The following is a 20093-nucleotide window of genomic DNA, read 5'->3' as shown; positions in this document are numbered from 1 at the left end:
GTAGACTCTTCTTCGGGAAAGACTCAGAAGGAGAAGGGGATGCCGGGATCGAATGTGTCAGCGACCATGGTTGTTCGCCATGGTTGTGTGCGGCGGCGGGCGCGTCTGATGGTGGGCCTGTTGCTGTCGGCGAGTCTGCTGCTGGTGGGTTGTGTGCCCATGATCCAGCGTCTTTCTGATAGCCCGCCGGTCACCGGGCAGGTGCTGGATGCGCGCACCGGCGAGCCCATCGCCGGTGTGCAAGTGCAGGTGCTGCCCCGCGATCTGGACCCGGGCCCCGCCACGGTGTCCGACGCGCAGGGTGGCTTCTCCTTGCCGGAGCGGGATCGCTTGCGCCTGTTTCTGGCGATGGCCGGCACAGCGGTGGAGCATGTGCTGCTGGAAGCCGTGGACGTCCGGGCGGCTCCTGATACTGCACAGTCCGATATCTCGCAGTCCGATACCGCACGGCCCGGTAGCCCACAAAGAGTGGGTTACGCGACCGCGACCAAGTGGATGCGCCAGCCGGCGCCCGCGACAGAAAACCGTATTGTCATTCTGATGTTGCCCTCGCAATCCGGTGATGCCGTCGCCGCGACATCATGTGGGCGGGCTCCTCAACATATCCCTCCTCAACATAGCTATGCCCTGCACCTCCTCGACCTGTTGCCGGCATTGCTGGATACCGACTGGTTCAGGCAGCGGCTGATCGAGGATACGGCTGTCGGGCATCGGCATGCCGAGACGCTGGATTACCTCGCCCGTGAGGCGATGCGTGAATGTGGTGAGCGGTTTCCGGAGGCATACCGGGAGACGCTGGACGACTACCACGAACGTGTGTGGGAAAGTCGTTCCGGTAACGCGCTGGAATGACGCGCTGGAATGAAACGGGCGCGGCGTTTACGGATTCAGGGCGCGGCTGTGCCACTCCCCCGTTTTGAACTCGAACAGCTGCCGTTGGTGGGGCGTGGCGGCCAGGTCCAGATAATCCACACGCTGTGGTTGCAGCAGCAATAAGCCAAAACACGCGGGGATGCTGGTGGGAGCGGGGCGCTCGAACGCCTCGGCGGCGGCGAGCCGCCGACCCGGTGCCGGGCGCGTAAAGGTTTGCCGGGTGGCGGCGGATACGCTGTCCCACAGCGCTTCGCGCAACGATGAGCCGTGGCCGCTGCCCTGCACGCGCAAGGTGCCACGCAAACGAAACTGTTGCTGCCGTGCCGGCAGGTACCAGCAGGCCTCCGCCAGCGGGTTCTGTTGCAGGCCGCGCAATTTGTCGCTGCGCAGATCTGTGGTCATCACCAGCGTGCCCGGCGCCAGCAACTGTCGGCAGACCAGCGTGCGGCACGTCGGCGCGCCAGCAGCGTCCAGGCTGGCCAGTTGCAAATAGCGGGCAGAGGGCTGCGGGTTGGCATGCAATGCCTGCTGCAGCAACGCGAACCAGTCCGGCAGGCCGTCATGGGATGTCATTATGTCTCCGGAGTGTCAGGCTGAAACGTCAGGCTCTGAGCGATATACCCAGCATGTCCAGCGTGTAGCTTACCAGAGCTTGCGCTGCGGTTTCGTCGGGCAGGTCATGCCCGGCCTCCTGGCGGGTCAGCATGATAACCCCGTGCAGTGCACCGCGCAGATACAGGGCGGTCTGAACAGGGTAGCGCACATGCGCCGCGTTGAGGCTGCCATCATCGACACCGCGCTGGATGGCGGCGGCCATGATCTGCATGACCTCGCCGGAGCAGAGCGCCATGGCACTGTCGTCCGGTGCGCCGTGCAGATTTTCACCGCCTGCACCCACGGACGGCCAGTCGCTGGCGGCGCGGGTCAGCAGATCGAAATAATCCGGCTCTTCCACTGAAAACGCGTAATAGGCCTGCCCCATGGCCTGGATCTGCTCGCCCCCTGACAGCCCCTGCGCCGACACATCCCGGAAGCGCTGACGCAGCGTTTCGGCCGCGCGCAGCATGACGGCTTCCAGCATGGCTGACTTGTCGCGAAAGTAGACGTAGAGCAGGCCACGGCTGAGGCTGGCGCTGCGGGCAATGTCATCCATGGTGCTGCGCTCGAAGCCCTTGTCGAAAAACACGCGCTCGGCGGCGTCGAGAATGCTCTCGCGGCGTTCCTGCTTTTCATGTTGCCGGCGTGCCCGAGCGCTCATGGATCAAGGTTCCGTGCTGGTGGGGTGATGACGTTGTGATGTCTGGATGATAGCGTTTTGCCATCCTGTTGACAAATTGTCAATTAATGACAATATGTCATCGGTGATATTTGACCAGCAACATATCGAACGAGTGCCACAGGGGATGCAAAGCGCATGGTGCTGAAGAGCGAGGGTTTCAATCTGGACATGCTGAAGCGCCACTGGCGCTGGGGGCTGCTGCTCCTGGTGCCGTTGGCATTGATGGTGGCGTGTCGTACCAGCGAGGTGGCGAGCGAAACGCAACCGGTCACGGTGCGGGTGGCAGAGGTGCAGGCGGGCGAAGATCAGGCCCCGCTGCGCTTTGCCGGCGTGGTGCGCTCCCGCCAGCGTGCAGAGTTGACGTTTCAGGTTAGCGGTACGTTGCAGGAACGCGCTGCAGAGTTGGGGCAGGCGGTAGAGCCTGGCGATGTGCTGGCGCGGTTGCAGAACCCGCAGCTTGTCCCGGCCCGTGATTCGGCCCGTGCGCGTTTGCGGGAAACCGAAGCCCAGCTGCGCCAGGCCGATCAGGAATACCAGCGTGCCACCACATTGCGCGAACGCGGCGTGCTGTCGGAACAGGACCTGGAACAGCTGCTGGCTCGCCGGGATGCGCTGGAGGCAGCGCGTGGCACCGCCCGTGCCGCGCTGGCGGAGGCGGATCAGGTGTTGCGCGAAGGCGAGCTGCGGGCGCCTTTCCAGGGGACAGTTGAAGCGGTGCTGGCGGAGCCCGGAGAATTTGTCGCCGCCGGGCAGCCGGTGTTGCGGGTATCTTCGCCGCAAGGGCTGGAGGCGGAAGTGCGCATCCCGGAAAGCCTGCGCACCAGCCTTTCACCGGGTGATGAAGTCATGGTCTGGCGGGTGATGGCGCGCAACAGCGCACCGCTGACCGGCATTGTCACGGAGATCGGGCGAGGTTCCCGTCGCGGCGAGTTGTACCCCCTTGTTGTCAGCCTGGATGACCCGTCTCTGGCGCCGGGTGTGTCGATAGAAATCGGTGTGCGCCGCGCCCGTACGGAAGCGCTTGGCTTGCCGGTACTGGCAGTATTCCGCTCCCCGGAAGGTCCGGCGGTGTATCGGGTGCGGGGCGACATAGCGGAGCGCATTCCCGTGCTGGTGCAACAACTGACCGGCGAACAGGTGCTGGTCTACGCTGACGGGTTGGTCGCGGGGGACAAAGTGGTCTACGCCGGTCTGACCCGTCTGCTGCCCGGTGACCGGGTGGAGATTCTGCCGTGATGGAGCTGCTGATACAGCGTCGTCGCTTGCTCGGGCTGGTGGTCGTGATGCTGACGCTGATCGGGATCGCTGCTTACTTCAATATGGCGCGTCAGGAAGACCCGAGCTTCCCCTACCGGGCGGGTCTGATCACCGTGCAGTATCCGGGGGCCACGGCGGAAGCCGTTGAGCGACTGGTGGTGCGCGCACTGGAAGATGAGCTGCTGCAGCTGGAGGAAATCAATCACGTCACAACGACATCCCGTGCCGGGGTGGCGTTGGCGACGATCATGTTCCGCGATCACATCTATGACACCACCGCCGGTTGGGATCGGGTGCGACAGGCGATGGCGCGCGCGGAAGTGCAGTTTCCGGATGGCGTCGGCGTGATGACGCTGGATGACCGGCTGATCGACACGCCCGTAGTGGTGCTGGCGCTGAGTGGCTCCGCATCGGTGAGCGAGTTGTCGCGCCGGGCCGAGGACCTCAAGGATGCGCTGATCGGGCTGCCCGCACTGTCCCGCATTGACATCGAAGGCAAGGCGGACGAGCAGATCACCATCGCGGTGGATGACGCCGATCTGCATCGCATTGGCCTGACCCCGGAGCAACTGGGTGGCGTTATCGCTCGCCGTAATCAGGTGGTCCCAGGTGGTTTTGTGGTGGCGGGCGGCAAGCGACTTTCGGTGTTGGCCAACAGTGAATTTGTCAGCCTGGAGGATTTGACCAGCACCCAGATTCCGTTGCCGGATGGCAGCTTCGTGCCGCTGGGCGGCATCGCGGATGTCTGGCGCGGGCCGCGCGAGCCGTTGCAGGCCGAAACCTGGTATGACGGCGAGCGCGTCGTGCTACTGAACATACTGGCCCAGCGCGGTCAGGTGGACGCCATTGCGTTCGGCAAGGCATTGCGCGAGCGGGTCGCCACGCTGGAAGCCGACTTTGCGCCACTGCAGATTCATGAAATGTTCTTCCAGCCGGACAAGGTCGCCGAGCGCCTTGAGGAACTGGAGGGCAGCCTGCTGATCAGTGTGCTGATCATTGTCGCGGTGGTGTTCGTCGGCATGGGACTGCGCATGGGGTTGCTGGTGGCGGTGACGCTGCCGGTAGTGGCGTTGATCAGCCTCGGGCTGTACAACCTGGGCGGCGGCGTGCTGCACCAGATCGCCGTGATTGCGCTGGTTATTTCCTTGGGGATTCTGATCGATAACGCCATCGTCATGGTGGAAAACGTGCAGACTCGGCTGGCCGACGGCGCTGAACGCATGGACGCCATGATTGGCGCGGTGCGCGAGCTGGCGGCGCCGCTGGGTGCGTCCACCGCGACCACGCTGGCGGCGTTTACGCCGCTGTTGCTGGCCAAGGGCGGCACGGCCGATTTTACCCGAGCCATTCCGGTGATGATCATGCTGACCCTGTCGGTCAGTTACCTGCTGGCTATTACCGTAGCGCCGATGTTTGCCGCCCGGTATCTCAAGCGTGACACGGCGGAGCGCAGCCATGCTGTGCGTGCGCTGGGTGAGCGCATTGCGTCGATTGGTACGGGCCGTCCGAAGGTCGTGCTGGGCGTCGGCGCCGCCGTGGTGGTGTTCAGTTTTCTGATCACGCCGTTCATGGCGACGCAGTTCTTCCCGAACGCGGATCGACCGAAAGTGATTCTCGATATCTATCTGCCAGAGGCCACGGATCAGGCCTATACCGGCATGATCGCAGAACGCCTCGAACGCGAGGTGCGACAACGCCAGGATGTCGAGACGGTGCATCGCTTTGTCGGCACAACCGGCCCGACCTTCTACTACAACCTGGTACGACGACCTGAAGCGCCGAACAGGGCGCGTCTGGTGGTGACGGCCACCGATCTCGACGCGACCCGTCGCATCATGGCCGACATGCGGGAATTTGCACGCGTGGCCTTGCCGGAGATTCAGCTGGCAGCGACCCAGTTGGGTCAGGGGCCGCCGCGGGATGCCCCGGTGGAAGTGCGTGTTTTCCATGCGGATGACACCCTGCGCATGCTGGCTGCCGAGCAGGTCTATGATCACCTGCGTCATGTCACCGGGGCGGTAGACGCGCGCCACGATATTGATTTCGGCACACCGGCGCTGCGGGTGGATGTGGATGATGCCGTAGCAGAACGTTTCCGCCTTGATCGCGCCGATGTGGCCCGCTCGCTGTTCGGCCAGAGCTATGGTCTGACTGCTGAGCAGTACCGTCAGGAGCGTGATCCGATGCCGCTGGTGGTGCGTTCTGTTGAAGGGACAGCCATGCCGCTGGCGCGCCTGTTGTCGGTCAATGTTTATCCTGACAACGGCCAACCTGTGCCGTTGATGCAGGTGGCGCGCATTTACGCCGACTGGGAGCCTGCCGGTATCGGGCGGCGCGATGGCGCGCGTGTTTTCAGCATTGCCACCAATCTTGCCGACGGATACAGCTTCAGCCAGGTACTCAACGGCCTTGAGGCGCGCCTCGCCGAGCAGCCGTTGCCCGAGGGCACGCGTCTCGAATACGGCGGTGACAGCCAGGGCAGTGGCGATGCCAACAAGGCGCTGGCCACCTCGGCGCCGGTGGGCATCCTGCTGCTGATGTTTTTCCTGGTCTGGCAGTTCAACTCGTTTCGTCGGGTCGGCATCATTTTGCTTACCGTGCCGATGGCGGCGGTGGGCATCATTCCCGGCCTGGTGATTTCCGGCGCGCCGTTTGGCTTCATGTCCATGCTCGGCGTGGTCGCGCTGGTGGGGATCGTCGTCAACAATGCCATCGTGCTGATTGATGTCATCGACCAGCGTCTGCTCAAGGGGGATGCGGTGCGGGATGCAGTCTATTACGCGGTGGCGCGTCGCACCCGGCCGATCCTGCTGACCACGGCGACCACAGTGGCCGGTCTGCTGCCGTTGGCGTTCACCAACTCCACGCTCTGGCCGCCCATGGCCTGGGCGATCATCTCCGGGTTGCTGGCATCTACGGTGCTGACCTTGCTGGTGGTCCCGGCCTTGTGCCTGCTCACCTTCCGTGCGCCGACACAGGCCACTGTCTCCGGGCCCGCGACGGCGTCCTGACAGACCCGGAGCCCGAGGCCGGTATCCCTGCCGGCCAAGGGCTCGCAGGCTTGGCCAATGCCCGCTACAATCGTCGCCTGACAACCGCATATTGCGAGGAACAGATCCGGTGACCCGGCACAGACGCTTGATTGATACTGCCCGCTTGTTCGCGCCCGCCCGCTGGCGATGGTGATGCACGCGCGTGCGCCCGGGGTGACCCCGGCGGCACGCCAGTCCTGAACACCCGTCACCCGATCAACACAAGGACAGATCATGTCACCGGAACAACTTCAGCAGTTTGCCCGCGCCGGCTTCAACCGCGTGCCAGTGGTACGCGAAGTGCTCGCCGATCTGGATACGCCGCTATCCGCCTATCGCAAACTCGCCGCTGCGCCCTACAGCTTCCTGTTCGAGTCCGTTCAGGGCGGGGAACGCTGGGGGCGTTATTCCATTATCGGATTGCCCGCCCGCGAAGTGATCCGCATCCATGGTGACCGTATTACGGTGACCCCGGCCGGGGGTGACAGCCGCACGCAGACCGTCTCCGACCCGATTGCCTGGATCGAGGACTACCGTCTGCGCTATCGCGCCCCGGAAGTGCCGGGCCTGCCGCGCTTCAATGGCGGGCTGGTGGGCTACTTCGGTTATGACAGTGTGCGTTACTTCGAGCCCCGGCTGGGTCCGGCGCCGGGTGAGGATACGCTGGGCGTGCCGGACATCCTGCTGATGCGTACCGAGGAAGTGGTGGTGTTCGATAACCTGCGCGGCAGCCTGTTTCTGGTGGTGCTGGTGGACCCTGCGGAGGGTGATGCCCTGGACAATGCGACGGCCCGCCTGGACCAGTTGCAGGTACAGCTGCGCGCCCCGTTGCCGGAGCCGGATGATCGTGCCCACGGTGCGGCGCTGGATGAAACGCAGTTTGCGTCGGAGTATCCCCAGGCCGATTTCGAGGCCGGTGTTGAGCGTATCCGCGAATATATTCTGGCCGGTGATGTGATGCAGGTGGTGCCGTCCCAGCGTATGTCCGTACCGTTTGCAGCGCCGCCGCTGGATCTGTACCGGGCCCTGCGCTATCTCAACCCTTCGCCCTACATGTTCTATCTGGATCTGGATGACTTCCATATTGCCGGCAGCTCGCCGGAGATTCTGACCCGCGTGGAGCAGGGCGTGGTGACGGTGCGCCCCATCGCCGGCACGCGCCGGCGGGGTGCCTCCGAGGAAGAGGATCAGGCGTTGGAGGCTGAGCTGCTGGCAGATCCGAAAGAGCTGGCCGAGCACCTCATGCTGATCGATCTGGGGCGTAATGACGTGGGCCGCATCGCCGAGGCCGGGAGCGTGGCGCTCACCGAAAAAATGATGGTGGAGCGTTATTCTCACGTCATGCATATCGTGTCCAACGTAGACGGCAAGTTGAAGTCGGGCTTCGGGCCGCTGGACGTCCTGCGGGCAACCTTTCCCGCCGGTACGCTCAGTGGCGCGCCCAAGATCAGAGCTATGGAAATCATCGATGAACTGGAGCCGGTAAAGCGGGGCGTCTATGGCGGCGCCGTGGGTTACATCGGCTTCAACGGGGAGATGGATACCGCCATCGCCATCCGCACCGCCGTGATCCGCAACGGCCGCCTGTACATTCAGGCGGGGGCTGGCGTGGTGGCGGATTCTGTGCCACGCCTTGAATGGGAAGAAACCATGAGCAAGGGCCGAGCCGTCTTCGCGGCGGTGAACATGGCGCTCAATGGTCTGTCGCTTCAGACCCCGGCGGGAGGTGCGCAATGACCCGCGTGTTAATGGTCGACAACTACGACAGCTTTACCTGGAATCTGGTGCAGTACCTGCAGGAGCTGGGTGCGGAAGTGCTGGTGTATCGTAACGATGCGATCACTGTGGCGGGTATCGAAGCGCTGGCACCGGACCGGTTGATGATTTCGCCGGGGCCCTGCACGCCCAACGAGGCGGGGATATCCATTGAGGCGATTCGCCACTTTGCCGGCACGCTGCCGATCCTGGGTGTCTGTCTGGGCCACCAGAGCATTGGCCAGGCGTTTGGTGGCAAGGTGGTGCGGGCACGGCGTGTGATGCATGGCAAAACCTCGCCGGTGTATCACACCGGGGTCGGCGTATTCCGTGGATTGCCATCGCCTTACACGGCGACGCGGTATCACTCGCTGGTGGTGGAGAAGGATTCGTTGCCGGACTGCCTGGAGATTACCGCCTGGACACAGCAAGAGGATGGCAGCGTGGATGAGATCATGGGCATGCGCCACCGGGAGCTGGATATCGAAGGGGTGCAGTATCACCCGGAATCCATTCTGACTGAGCATGGCCACGCCCTGCTGAAAAATTTTCTGGAGCGTTGAGCATGGATATTCGTGACGCACTGGCCAAGGTGGTCGAGCATATTGATCTGAGTTTCGAGGACATGCAGGCGGTGATGCGCCAGATCATGACCGGTGGTGCCACGGACGCGCAGGTTGGCGCGTTTCTTGTGGCGCTGCGCATGAAGAGCGAGTCCCTGGACGAGATCACCGCCGCTGCGCAGGTCATGCGCGAGCTGGCCACGCCGGTGGATATCGGCGATTTGCGTTATGTGGTGGATATTGTCGGCACTGGAGGCGATGGCGCCAATCTGTTCAATGTGTCCACGGCGTCCTCCTTCGTTGCCGCCGCAGCCGGTTGCCATGTTGCCAAACATGGCAACCGCTCCGTGAGCTCGAAAAGCGGTTCGGCGGATCTTCTGGAAGCTGCCGGTGTGCGCCTGGACCTTTCCCCGGAAGAAGTGGCCCGCTGTATCAGCGATGTAGGCGTGGGCTTCATGTTTGCGCCGGCCCACCATGGCGCGATGAAACATGCGATCGGTCCGCGCAAGGAGCTTGGCCTGCGTACGCTGTTCAATATCCTCGGGCCGATGACCAATCCCGCTGGCGTGCGCCGACAGCTTGTTGGGGTGTTCTCGGACAAACTGTGCCGGCCCATGGCGGAGGTGCTGGGGCGTCTGGGCGCAGAGCATGTGATGGTAGTGCACGGCCTGGATGGCCTCGACGAAATCAGCCTGGCAGCCAAGACCCACGTGGCGGAATTCCGCGACGGTGCCGTGCGTGAGTATGTGATTACGCCGGAATCCGTGGGTATTGCATCGAGCTCGCTGGTCGGCCTGGACGTCACGGACCCGGAAGCCTCTCTGGCGCTGATCCGCGATGCCTTTGGCAAGCGCAAGGGCGAGTATGCGGACAAGGCGGCCGACATGCTGGCGCTGAATGCCGGTGCGGCGATTTATGTGTCCGGCGTCACCGCGACCCTGAAGGACGGTGTGCGCATGGCGGAAGATCTGATTCACAACGGTGAAGCCGCAGAACGGTTGCGCGAGCTGGCCCGGTTTACCGAGATGCTCAAGGGCGGCGACGCATGACAGTCAAGACCACCGGCACGGTGCTGGATCGCATCCTGCTGCGCAAACAGGACGAAGTGGCTGCCCTGAAGCAACAACGGGCATTGCCCGTCGTGCAGGCGCTGGCACAGCAACAGCCTCCGGCACGGGGATTTGTTGCGGCGGTGTCGCAGCGTCTGGCTGCCGGGCAGACCGCCGTGATTGCCGAAATCAAGAAGGCCTCACCCTCCAAGGGCGTGATCCGCGAGGATTTCCAACCGGCGGCCATTGCCGCCGAGTACGAGGCCGGGGGCGCAGCGTGCCTGTCGGTGCTCACGGACCGGGATTTCTTTCAGGGCGATGATGCGTATCTGCAGACGGCGCGCGCGGCCTGCACACTGCCTGTGCTGCGCAAGGACTTCACCATAGACCCGTATCAGATATGGGAAGCCCGGGCGATCGGTGCGGACTGCATTCTGCTGATCGTGGCGGCGCTGGAAGACGACTTGCTGCACCGGCTGTACGAGACGGCCTGTGATGCGGGGCTGGATGTGCTGGTGGAAGTGCATACGGCGGAAGAACTGCACCGGGCGCTGGCGCTGGATGCGCGCCTGATCGGCATCAATAATCGGGATCTGCACAGTTTTGATGTGTCGCTGGATGTGACGTTGGGGCTGCTGGAGCAGGTGCCGGCAGATCGCATCCTGGTCACCGAAAGCGGCATTGTCACGGCAGAAGATGTGGCCCTGATGCGCCAACATCAGGTCAACACCTTCCTCGTCGGCGAAACCTTCATGCGTGCCCCCTCACCGGGCAAGGCGCTGGCGGCGCTCTTTCCGCGCTAGCGTGTCAGCAGGTGTTTAATGAAAAAGGTTCGTCGCGGACGAACGGGAATGTTTGTTTGTGGCACGTGCCATGCTGCTTTGGTTCGGTGGTTGTGGCCCTCGGGGGGTGGTAATGGTTTCCGTGCCCCGTCGTCCCCCCATCCCTGGGGACTTGGGTTCGGCATCCTGCCTCACACAGTCCTGAAAACCTTTCCCACCCCCCGAGGGCCGTCACGTGCAGCCCAACTAATAAGCTATAAGCCAACTGCCTGTTTTGTTCCTCCAGAGCGAGGAGACAAACCACCGAACTCAGAATTTCCTGCCAGCGTTGAGCCGGGGTATGCCGTGGAGGGACCTCTTTGGCCATGGATGGCCAAAGCGCGAGCGACCAGGGATGGCTTGAGCGGTCCCGGAAGGGCATACCCCGGCTCAACGCGTACTCTCTGGAAGGTGACCAACTCTACTGGAGAAAGACCCGCTTCCCGGTTGGCACACCCTCGGTTCCGACCGGTAAATATTTCTGCTCATCCGCGATGAACCATAAAAAAGCGCCGAACCCAAGTCCGGCGCTTTTTTATGTGTAACGCTACAAGAGCGCTTGTCGAATAGGTCAGAGCTTGTCGAGAATGGTGCCTGCGCTGCTCGCTGCAACGCCCTTGTCGTCGATGCCGAGGTAGGTCACCACGCCATCATTGACGATCATGGCGAAGCGTTTGCAGCGTTTGCCCATGTCGCCATCGGTGAGATCCAGCGTCAGCCCCAGCGCTTCCGTCAGTCGCCCGCTGCCGTCGGCCAGCATGGTGATGTTTTCCGCGTTCTGGGACTTCTGCCAGGCATCCATGACAAATGCATCGTTTACCGCCATGCAGACAATGGCGTCGACGCCCCGGGCCAGAATCTCGTCTGCCTTGATCACGAAGCCGGGCATGTGCGTGTTTGAGCAGCCGGGTGTGAAAGCACCGGGTACGGCAAACAGCACCACCCGGCGCCGGTCAAACAGCTCGCCCGTCGAGATGTCCTTCGGCCCGTCCGGGCCGTTGGTCTTGATGGTGATATCCGGGATGCGATCGCCTTCCTGAATGCTCATCGGTACTGTCCTCCATCGTTGGTGTCAGGTCTTCTACACTACGCGCTTCGCGTGATCAGTGCGATGAATGTCAGTCACGCTTCACCCCGGTCACTTCACCGGTGTCCGCGTTGATGCGGATTTCCAGTTCTTGCCCGGCCTCGTCTTTGCCTTCAATCTCGATGATGTTGCGGTTGTCCACGTCCACCTTCTCTATCCGGCGCATGCCTTCGTTGATGGCTGTGCCCAGGGCGGCGTGAAGCTGGTCAGAAGAAATGCCGTCAGGGCCCTTGTCTTTCTGGTTGCGTTCTTCGCGAACCGGGGTGCCGTCAGCGGCGAAATCCACCTTGCCGCGCCAGTCATCACTGAGCCAGCCTTCCACGTTTATGGCGCCGCCATCCTTGACGTCGATGTCGGTGTAGTGACTGAAGCCATAGTCGTCCGCATGCGCAATCATGTCCTTGAAGGCGTCTGCGGGCAGGGTGTCTGCGCGTGCAGACAAGGGAAGTGTCAAGGCCATCAACAGCGCCATCAGCAGGGTGCCAAGCAGCAGTATCGGGCGTGGTGATGATTGCCCCTGCGTCGGTGCGGCGTGTGTCTGGTTGTGTGGTGCGGCTATTCCCTTTTTCATGTCTTTTTTCTCCAGAATCAGTGCATCACGAAGGGCTGGCGCGCGGGTCAGGGCGCGCGCCTTCCGGTAATCAGTGAGATGACCAGCAGCACCAGAAAAATGACAAACAGAATCTGCGCGAAGCCGGTGGCGGCGCCAGCGATACCGCTGAAGCCGGCAACCCCGGCAATGATGGCGATGATGAGAAATAAAACTGCCCAGCTCAACATAAATGACTCCCGTTCATGTCTGGCAACTGAAATGCAGCGCGGCAAAACAAGTCATACAGCGAAAAGCTGTGCCGGCAGCAAGCTGATACAACCATTGCGCTGGTGGTGTGGACTGTCAACGGACTGTGTCGTGGGGCCTGGCGTGGCGGGCTTCCCCGTGACGTTTCTTTTTACAATAATGGCGAACCCGTGATGGTGTATCGGTCTGTATCACAAGGTTTATTTCACGCGGAACGGCGGCAATGTAAAAGCGGAGACAGCCTTTGCAAAGGATGTAAAAGTTGTTTGTCAGGCGATGCCGGTCAGCACCCACAGCAGTATTGCGATGACCAGAAAGTGAACCGGGTACCAGGCGAGCCAGAGGCGCCGTGGCATGATCAGCGCGGGGCGCGGGATGTATCGCGCTGCGCCGGCCGCCAGGATCAGTATGCTGGCGCAGGTTGCCACCGTGACGGCCTTGGCCAGTTCGGTGTGATTCATTTGTGCCGCCATCAGTAATACCGGAAGGGCCGACAGCCCGGCCAGAAAGCGTTCGCTACGCATGTCGCTGCGTTGGCTCAGCATGGCCAGGGCAAGCATCATCAGCGGGATGATCATCAGACCGACATGGCCGTATTCCACCCACGGACCAAGCAGATACCACACCGGCAGCGAGGCGGCGGCGAGGCCACTGGTTGCTGCTGCGGACAGTGAACCCTCCTGATAGCGGGCGGCGCAATCCCTGAGCCATGCGGCCCAGAACAGGCCGCCTGATAGCGTAAAGCACACATTCAGGACGAAGGCATCGGTGTCCCGTGGCATCAGCATGAAAGGAATTTGTGCCGCGAGACCGATCACCAGAATACGCCGGGCATAGCGTGCGGGGTTGCGGGTATTGAACAGGCCATGCCAGGCGACCATGGCGGCAAACAGAGGAAAGGCGACACGTCCCAGCGTGGACTCTATCCAGTCAAGCCCGGCGCCATCCGGCAAGACGTACCGACTCAGATGGTCTGCCGTCATGGTCAGCAGGGCCAGCCACTGGCCCCAGGCTGTCCAGGCCGAGGAGGGGGCAGTGATGCCCTGTGGACGGGTGGCTGCCAGCTGCGCCGTTGGGGGTGTCATGGTGTGCTCCGAAACAGGCAAGAGTCCCTGTTGACGGCTTTTCTCGGGGCCAGTTCCGGTTGGCACTGCCATAACGCCGCGGTTTTTCAGACTTTTCCAGAATGACGGTCAGGCTTCAGGCTGTTCAAACAGTATCGCGCCAGCACCATATTCCCGTGCTATATCGTTGGGGTTGCGCAACGGACAGGCACTGACCGAGAGGCAGCCGCAGCCGATGCAGTCGCTCAGGTGTTCGCGCAGCAGCTCCAGCTGCGCGATGCGGTGATCCAGATCCTGCTTCCATTTGGCGGAGAGCTTGCTCCAGTCTCGTGTGTTGGGGGTTCGCCCCTCGGGCAGGGTTGCCAGTGCCGCGCCTATCTCGGCCAGCGGTATGCCTGTGCGTTGCGCTACCTTGATGACAGCAACCCGGCGCAGCACGTCACGACTGTAACGCCGCTGGTTGCCGTTGTTGCGCCAGCTTCTGATCAGTCCTTTTTTTTCGTAGAAGTGTATGGCGGAGACGGCGACGCCGCTGCGTTCCGCTACTTCGCCCACGCTCAGTGCGCGCTGCGGATCTATTTTTGCCGGCGTTTCGGGCTTTTCTGCTTTTTTCACGGGAGAATCTCCATTGCGTCTTTACCTTAACCAATATTGAGGTTTTACACTGTCCTCCGGTGCAGGGCAACACGGGAGGCCACTGCGGCGCGACATGCTGACAGAAGGTGTCAGCCATGCTGCGTATTTTTCCTATCCCGGCGGGGTGCGTCTGCGCACAATAACGAGGGTAGTAGTGTCCGGGCACACAGGAGAGGTTGTGACAGCGATCATTTCGGTAACAGGTCTGAGCAAGACTTATGCGTCCGGTTTCCGGGCGCTGGATGGGGTGGATCTGGCGATTCGGCAGGGCGAGATTTTTGCCTTGCTGGGTCCCAACGGGGCTGGCAAGACGACGCTGATCAGTATTGTCTGCGGTCTGGTCAAGGCATCGGCGGGCAGCGTGGCCGTGGCGGGGCACGATATCGTCCGCGATTATCGGGCTGCCCGATCGCTGATTGGCCTGGTGCCGCAGGAGCTGACCAGTGACATGTTCGAGTCGGTCTGGGCTACGGTGAGCCTCAGTCGCGGCCTGTTCGGCAAACCCAAAAATCCGGCGCATATCGAAAGCGTGCTGCGCGAGTTGTCCCTGTGGGACAAGCGGCATGAGAAGATCATGGCGCTTTCCGGCGGCATGAAGCGCCGGGTGCTGATCGCCAAGGCACTGGCGCATGAGCCGCGCATCCTGTTCCTCGACGAGCCCACTGCGGGCGTGGATGTGTCCTTGCGCCGGGATATGTGGGCCATGGTGCGGCGGCTGCGCGACAGTGGTGTGACCATCATCCTGACCACCCATTACATCGAAGAGGCCGAGGAGATGGCTGACCGGATCGGCGTCATCAATAACGGCAAGATCATTCTGGTGGATGACACGCATCAGTTGATGAGCAAGCTGGGCTCGCGGCAGTTGTCGGTTCACCTGTCGACGCCGATGTCGTCCCTGCCGCCGAGCCTGGCAGATATGTCGCTGACGCTCGGTGATGAGGGGCATACGTTGATATACAGCTTTGACAGTCAGGGCGAACATACCGGGGTGCCGGAGCTGCTGAGAGCGCTGGAGCGAGAGGGTATCGAGTTTCGTGATCTGCACTCCAGCCAGAGTTCGCTGGAGGATATCTTTGTCGATCTGGTGACGCCCACGCGGGAGGTGGCCCAATGAATGTACATGCGGTGCGGGCGATCTATCTGTTTGAAATGGCGCGTATGTGGCGCACCTTGCTGCAAAGTCTGGCGTCGCCGGTGATTTCCACGTCCCTGTATTTCGTGGTGTTCGGCTCGGCTATCGGCTCGCGCATGATGGATATCGACGGGGTCAGTTACGGGGCCTTTATCATCCCGGGTCTGATCATGCTGATGTTGCTGAATGAGAGTATTTCCAACGCCTCATTCGGTATCTACATGCCGCGCTTCACCGGCACCATCTATGAGGTGATGTCGGCGCCGGTATCGCCGATGGAAATCGTGCTGGGCTATGTGGGGGCGGCGGCCACCAAGTCAGTCATCCTGGGCCTGCTGATCCTCGCGACGGCGCGGCTGTTCGTGGATTATGAGGTGCTGCACCCGATCTGGATGCTGAGCTTTCTGGTGCTGACGGCCGTTACCTTCAGTCTGTTTGGCTTTATCATCGGCATCTGGGCTGACGGTTTCGAGAAATTGCAGATCATCCCGATGATGATTGTCACGCCCCTGACATTCCTGGGGGGCAGCTTCTACTCCATCAGCATGCTGCCGCCGGTCTGGCAGACCATCACCCTGTTCAATCCGGTGGTCTACCTGATCAGCGGCTTTCGCTGGAGCTTCTACGGCGTGGCTGATGTGCACATCGGCATCAGCGTCGCCATGACGCTGGTATTCCTGCTGGTGTGTCTGGCGCTGATTGCCTGGATATTCCGCACTGGCTACCGCCTCAAGCCCTAACATCAGGGAATTTCATGCTGCGCTGGTTTGAACAACGTCTGGACCCATTCCCCCCGGGGGAACCGGTCCAGCCGCCAGGAACACTGGTGGCCTTCTGTCTGCATTACACCCGCGGGGCCTGGCCCTGGCTGATCCTGTCCACCGTGCTGATGGCCGCGATCGCGCTGATTGAAGTGTGGATGTTCAGCTTTCTGGGCAGCATTGTGGACTGGCTGTCCCAGCAGGAGCGCAGCACGTTTCTGGCGGATCAGGGCTGGCGGTTGGCCGGCATGGCGCTGGTGGCGGTAGTGGCCCTGCCGTTGCTGGTGATTGTGCACTCCACCATCAATCACCAGGTGCTGGCGGGCAACTTCCCGATGCGGATTCGCTGGCTGGCGCACCGTTATCTGCTGCGGCAGTCCGTGGCCTATTACCAGGATGAGTTTGCCGGCCGTATTGCCACCAAGGTGCTGCAGACGGCACTGGCGGTGCGGGAATGCGTGATCAAGCTGTTGAACGTCCTGAACTATGTGGCGGTGTATTTCATCGGCACCCTGTTCATTGTAGGGCTGGCGGACTGGCGGCTGGTCATGCCGCTGACGCTCTGGTTGCTGGCCTATCTGCTGATGCTGCGCTTCTTTGTGCCGCGCCTGGCGCGGATCTCGAAGGCGCAGGCGGATGCTCGCTCGCAGATGACCGGCCGCATTGTGGACAGCTACACCAATATCCAGACGGTCAAACTGTTCTCCCACGCCCGGCGCGAATCCGACTATGCCCGGGAGGGTATGGATGGTTTGATGCGGACCGTGCACCGGCAGATGCGTCTGGTGACCGGTCTCAATGCCTGCCTGTATGGCATCAATGCGGCGCTGCTGTTTGCCACGGCGGCACTGGCGCTTGGGCTGTGGTACCAGGCGTCGGTCAGCGTCGGTGCGGTGGCCGTGGCGTTGGCCCTGGTGCTGCGCCTCTCCGGCATGTCGCAGTGGATCATGTGGGAAGTCGCGGCGCTGTTCGAAAATGTCGGCACGGTGCAGGACGGCATCGGTGCTATCTCGGTGTCGCAGTCGGTGCTGGATGCCCCTGACGCGGGACCGTTGACGGTGCCAGCGGGGCGCATCACGTTTGACGACGTCAGCTTTCACTATGGCAAGGGGAGCGGTGTGATCGAGGCGCTGTCCCTGGCGATCCGTGCCGGTGAAAAGGTGGGCCTGGTCGGGCGTTCCGGGGCGGGCAAGTCGACCCTCAGCAACCTGCTGCTGCGTTTTCACGATGTCGAGCGTGGCCGCATTCTGATTGACGGTCAGGACATCGCGCAGGTCACCCAGGAGTCGCTGCGCGAGCATATCGGCATGGTGACTCAGGATACCTCCCTGCTGCACCGCAGCGTGCGGGACAATATTCTCTATGGGCGCCCGGACGCCAGCGAGGCCGATGTGCTACGCGCTGCCGAACGTGCCGAGGCCACGGACTTTATTGCCGGGTTGCAGGATGCGCGCGGACGCCGGGGCTTCGATGCCCATGTGGGCGAGCGCGGCGTCAAGCTCTCCGGTGGTCAGCGGCAACGCATCGCCATTGCCCGGATGATGCTCAAGGATGCGCCGATCCTGATTCTGGACGAGGCGACCTCGGCGCTGGATTCCGAGGTGGAGGCAGCGATTCAGGAGAATCTCTATCGACTGATGGAAGGCAAGACCGTGATCGCCATCGCCCATCGGCTGTCCACCATTGCTGCCATGGACCGGCTGGTGGTGATGGATCAGGGGCGCATCATCGAGCAGGGTGACCACGATACGCTGTTGGCCCATGGGGGCATTTATGCGCGGTTGTGGGCCCGGCAATCCGGTGGTTTTCTCGATCCCGGAGACGCCGAGGTCGATGATACACTGGAGCCTGAAACACAGAGAGCCTGATACAGCGCGGGAGCGCGGGGAGCGTGTGGATGCCGCAAGACAGGATTCGCCATCTGGGGATGTGGGTGCGCAGTGCCGGGCAGTGGCTGCGCCACCGGGTGTCGCTGCCGTGGCGCGGGCAGCACCCTCGGGGTATCTACAATTTCCTCGCCCTGGGCCCGCAATTGCTGACCTCCGGGCAGCCTACGGAAAAGCAGCTTGCGCGCCTGCGCGACAGTGGCGTGGAGACGGTCATCAATCTGGCGCCGGTGACGGCGGATAATGCGTTGCCGGACGAGGCGGGGACTGTTGCTGCGCTGGGTATGCGCTATGTGCATATTCCGGTGGATTTTGCGGCGCCGTCGGACGCGGATTTTCGTCGTTTTTGTGATGCCATGGCGTCACGGGGCGAGGGGCGTGTGCTGGTGCATTGCGCCGCCAACATGCGGGTATCCGCGTTCATGTACCGGTATCGCTGTGAAGTGCTGGCAGAGCCGCCGGAGCGGGCGCGGCGCGATCTGCATCGTATCTGGCGCCCCCAGGGGGTCTGGGGGGACTTTATTGCACCCCGCATTGCACCCCGCAACAGTGAGTGAAGCGGGCCCGGCGGATTAACGGCCTCAGCGCGTGCCGTAGACCACCATGGTCTTGCCTTTGACGGACACCAGGCCCTGATCTTCCAGATTCTTGAGTACCCGGCCGACCATTTCCCGTGAACAGCCCACGATGCGGCCGATCTCCTGACGTGTCACCTTGATCTGCATGCCGTCCGGATGGGTCATGGCGTCCGGTTGCTTGCACAGGTCCAGCAGGGTGCCTGCCACGCGGCCCGTCACGTCCAGGAAGGCCAGGTCGCCCACCTTGCGGGTGGTGGCGCGCAGGCGGCCGGCGATCTGGGCCGAGACGGTAAACAGGATGTCGGCGTCTTCCCGGGCCAGCTGCCGGAATTTGGCGTAACTGATTTCAGCTACCTCGCATTCCGTCTTGGCCTTGACCCAGGCGGAACGACTCGGCTCCTGCTCGAACAGACCCATTTCGCCGAAGAAGTCGCCCTCATTGAGGTAGGCCATGATCATTTCGCGGCCATCGTCGTCTTCGATCATCACCGTGACCGAGCCTTTCAGGATGTAGTAGAGCGCATCAGACTCATCGCCGGCGTAGATGATGGTGCTCTTGGCCGGGTATTTGCGGCGGTGGCAATGGGCCAGGAAATTGTCCAGGTTGGGAATAATCTTGTTGCTGGAATCCGTCATGGCCTGTAATTCATCGTTGTGTGTATAGGGGAAAAGCGTGTTCATAGGTAAAAAAGGTGACAAAACGGTCTGATATTGCCCTTTTTTGCCCGCCATGCCAAGGCGCCATTACCGAGCGTGCGTACTGCTTGGCACCAGCATGACGCCAGGATGACACCAACATGAGGCTTGCATGAGGGGCCTGTCGTTCTGAGACCGTTTGTCAGGTCGGGCAGCATGGAGGCTGCGCCGGGCCCTGTCAATTTCGGACGCTCCTTCCTGGAGCCCGTATAAGGAGTGTGGCAAAGTGCCACTATCTGCTGGCACATCTGCCGAAACGGATCGCGGAAAAAAAGCCCGGCGAGCCCCTGGGATGCTGTGTCTCGGCGGGTCGGGTGTGATAATCTGCGCGCCCGCTTCTGAGCCGCGAGGAAACCACAGCGATGCGTGCAGTGATACGGTGGCAGGGCGCCGCCTGTTTTGAGGGTGAGTCCGGGACCGGACACCGAATCGTCATGGACGGGCCGCCTGACCATGGTGGCGAAAACCGCGGCCCACGGCCCATGGAAACGCTGCTGGTAGGCCTGGGCGGTTGTTCATCCTTTGACGTGATCCATATTCTGCGCAAGGCCCGTCAGGACGTGACGGATTGCCGCTGCGAGATGGCCGCAGAGCGGGCGGAAGACGAAGTGCCGGCGGTGTTTACCCGTATTCACCTGCATTTTGTCGTGGCGGGAAACAACCTGAAGGAAAACCAGGTACGCCGTGCGGTCGAGCTGTCCGCCGAGAAGTACTGTTCCGCGTCGATCATGCTGGCCCGGGGCGGGGTAGAGATCAGTCACAGCTACGAGATCGAGACGCCTGCCAGTTAAGGCGTCTGGCCGAGCCGGGCGGCGGCGTGTG

General features: G+C 62.2%; 20 protein-coding genes. 12 read left to right on the top strand and 8 right to left on the bottom strand.

Going from position 1 to position 20093, the window contains the following annotated elements:
* Nucleotides 1–39 precede the first annotated feature (39 nt).
* Complete coding sequence (locus K8B33_RS13270; RefSeq protein ID WP_223427332.1) at nt 40–852, top strand: carboxypeptidase-like regulatory domain-containing protein; 813 nt, start codon at nt 40–42, stop codon at nt 850–852.
* Nucleotides 853–879: 27 nt separating this feature from the next.
* On the opposite strand, the gene K8B33_RS13265 is transcribed toward K8B33_RS13270, so the two are convergent.
* Together K8B33_RS13265 and K8B33_RS13260 are read right to left on the bottom strand one after the other, a co-directional pair.
* Nucleotides 880–1446, bottom strand: a complete 567-nt coding sequence (locus K8B33_RS13265; RefSeq protein WP_223427330.1) for a pyridoxamine 5'-phosphate oxidase family protein — start codon at nt 1444–1446, stop codon at nt 880–882.
* 28 nt (nt 1447–1474) lie between these two features.
* On the bottom strand, nt 1475–2131 hold the full coding sequence (locus tag K8B33_RS13260) for a TetR/AcrR family transcriptional regulator (protein ID WP_223427329.1): 657 nt from the start codon (nt 2129–2131) through the stop codon (nt 1475–1477).
* Nucleotides 2132–2287: 156 nt separating this feature from the next.
* On the opposite strand from K8B33_RS13260, the gene K8B33_RS13255 reads away from it, so the two are divergent.
* From K8B33_RS13255 to trpC, 6 genes are all read left to right on the top strand, one after another.
* Nucleotides 2288–3388 (top strand): efflux RND transporter periplasmic adaptor subunit, encoded by a 1101-nt coding sequence (locus tag K8B33_RS13255; protein WP_223427328.1) that lies wholly within the window; start codon nt 2288–2290, stop codon nt 3386–3388.
* Nucleotides 3388–6420, top strand: coding sequence for an efflux RND transporter permease subunit (locus K8B33_RS13250; protein WP_223428014.1), 3033 nt, complete (start codon nt 3388–3390; stop codon nt 6418–6420). The genes K8B33_RS13255 and K8B33_RS13250 overlap by 1 nt, the downstream gene beginning before the upstream one ends.
* 255 nt (nt 6421–6675) lie before the next feature.
* Entirely contained in the window at nt 6676–8178 is a 1503-nt protein-coding gene (trpE, locus tag K8B33_RS13245; RefSeq protein ID WP_223427327.1) for an anthranilate synthase component I, read from the top strand.
* Complete coding sequence (locus K8B33_RS13240) at nt 8175–8759, top strand: anthranilate synthase component II (RefSeq protein ID WP_223427326.1); 585 nt, start codon at nt 8175–8177, stop codon at nt 8757–8759. The genes trpE and K8B33_RS13240 overlap by 4 nt, the downstream gene beginning before the upstream one ends.
* A 2-nt stretch (nt 8760–8761) precedes the next feature.
* Nucleotides 8762–9808 (top strand): anthranilate phosphoribosyltransferase, encoded by a 1047-nt coding sequence (trpD, locus tag K8B33_RS13235; protein WP_223427324.1) that lies wholly within the window; start codon nt 8762–8764, stop codon nt 9806–9808.
* Nucleotides 9805–10611, top strand: a complete 807-nt coding sequence (gene trpC, locus K8B33_RS13230; protein ID WP_223427322.1) for an indole-3-glycerol phosphate synthase TrpC — start codon at nt 9805–9807, stop codon at nt 10609–10611. The genes trpD and trpC overlap by 4 nt, the downstream gene beginning before the upstream one ends.
* A gap of 589 nt (nt 10612–11200) precedes the next feature.
* Here trpC and K8B33_RS13225 read toward each other — a convergent pair.
* The 5 genes from K8B33_RS13225 to soxR all read right to left on the bottom strand — a co-directional run bounded on the left by K8B33_RS13225 (nt 11201) and on the right by soxR (nt 14194).
* Entirely contained in the window at nt 11201–11677 is a 477-nt protein-coding gene (locus K8B33_RS13225) for a peroxiredoxin (protein ID WP_223427320.1), read from the bottom strand.
* 70 nt (nt 11678–11747) lie between these two features.
* On the bottom strand, nt 11748–12287 hold the full coding sequence (locus tag K8B33_RS13220) for a PepSY domain-containing protein (RefSeq protein ID WP_223427319.1): 540 nt from the start codon (nt 12285–12287) through the stop codon (nt 11748–11750).
* A gap of 47 nt (nt 12288–12334) precedes the next feature.
* Nucleotides 12335–12496, bottom strand: a complete 162-nt coding sequence (locus tag K8B33_RS13215; protein ID WP_223427318.1) for a DUF1328 domain-containing protein — start codon at nt 12494–12496, stop codon at nt 12335–12337.
* Nucleotides 12497–12784: 288 nt separating this feature from the next.
* A complete protein-coding gene (locus tag K8B33_RS13210) occupies nt 12785–13600 on the bottom strand; it encodes a TraX family protein (protein WP_223427317.1) in 816 nt (271 codons plus the stop codon).
* 108 nt (nt 13601–13708) lie between these two features.
* Nucleotides 13709–14194, bottom strand: coding sequence for a redox-sensitive transcriptional activator SoxR (gene soxR, locus K8B33_RS13205; protein ID WP_317846231.1), 486 nt, complete (start codon nt 14192–14194; stop codon nt 13709–13711).
* A gap of 199 nt (nt 14195–14393) precedes the next feature.
* On the opposite strand from soxR, the gene K8B33_RS13200 reads away from it, so the two are divergent.
* From K8B33_RS13200 to K8B33_RS13185, 4 genes are read left to right on the top strand one after another with little or no spacing between them, the layout of a single operon-like run.
* Nucleotides 14394–15332, top strand: a complete 939-nt coding sequence (locus tag K8B33_RS13200) for an ABC transporter ATP-binding protein (RefSeq protein ID WP_223427316.1) — start codon at nt 14394–14396, stop codon at nt 15330–15332.
* Nucleotides 15329–16090 carry an ABC transporter permease gene (locus K8B33_RS13195; protein WP_223427315.1) on the top strand — a complete coding sequence of 254 codons (762 nt, stop codon included), beginning with the start codon at nt 15329–15331 and terminating at the stop codon, nt 16088–16090. Before K8B33_RS13200 ends, K8B33_RS13195 begins: the two co-directional genes overlap by 4 nt.
* Nucleotides 16091–16104: 14 nt before the next feature.
* Nucleotides 16105–17979 (top strand): ABC transporter ATP-binding protein, encoded by a 1875-nt coding sequence (locus K8B33_RS13190; protein ID WP_223427313.1) that lies wholly within the window; start codon nt 16105–16107, stop codon nt 17977–17979.
* Between the two features lie 29 nt (nt 17980–18008).
* Nucleotides 18009–18554: a protein tyrosine phosphatase family protein gene (locus K8B33_RS13185; RefSeq protein ID WP_223427311.1), complete on the top strand. Its 546-nt coding sequence runs from the start codon at nt 18009–18011 to the stop codon at nt 18552–18554.
* A gap of 24 nt (nt 18555–18578) precedes the next feature.
* Here the strand turns inward: K8B33_RS13185 and crp are convergent, their stop codons facing one another.
* A complete protein-coding gene (crp, locus tag K8B33_RS13180) occupies nt 18579–19211 on the bottom strand; it encodes a cAMP-activated global transcriptional regulator CRP (RefSeq protein WP_111655817.1) in 633 nt (210 codons plus the stop codon).
* 422 nt (nt 19212–19633) lie between these two features.
* Here crp and K8B33_RS13175 point away from each other — a divergent pair, with 422 nt between their 5' ends.
* Complete coding sequence (locus tag K8B33_RS13175) at nt 19634–20062, top strand: OsmC family protein (RefSeq protein WP_223427310.1); 429 nt, start codon at nt 19634–19636, stop codon at nt 20060–20062.
* The last annotated feature ends 31 nt before the right edge of the window (nt 20063–20093 follow it).

It is taken from the genome of Alcanivorax limicola, assembly GCF_019931215.1.
Classification (GTDB): domain Bacteria; phylum Pseudomonadota; class Gammaproteobacteria; order Pseudomonadales; family Alcanivoracaceae; genus Isoalcanivorax; species Isoalcanivorax limicola.
Note: the sequence above shows the minus strand (reverse complement) of the source record. Positions and strands in the feature narration are given on the sequence as shown.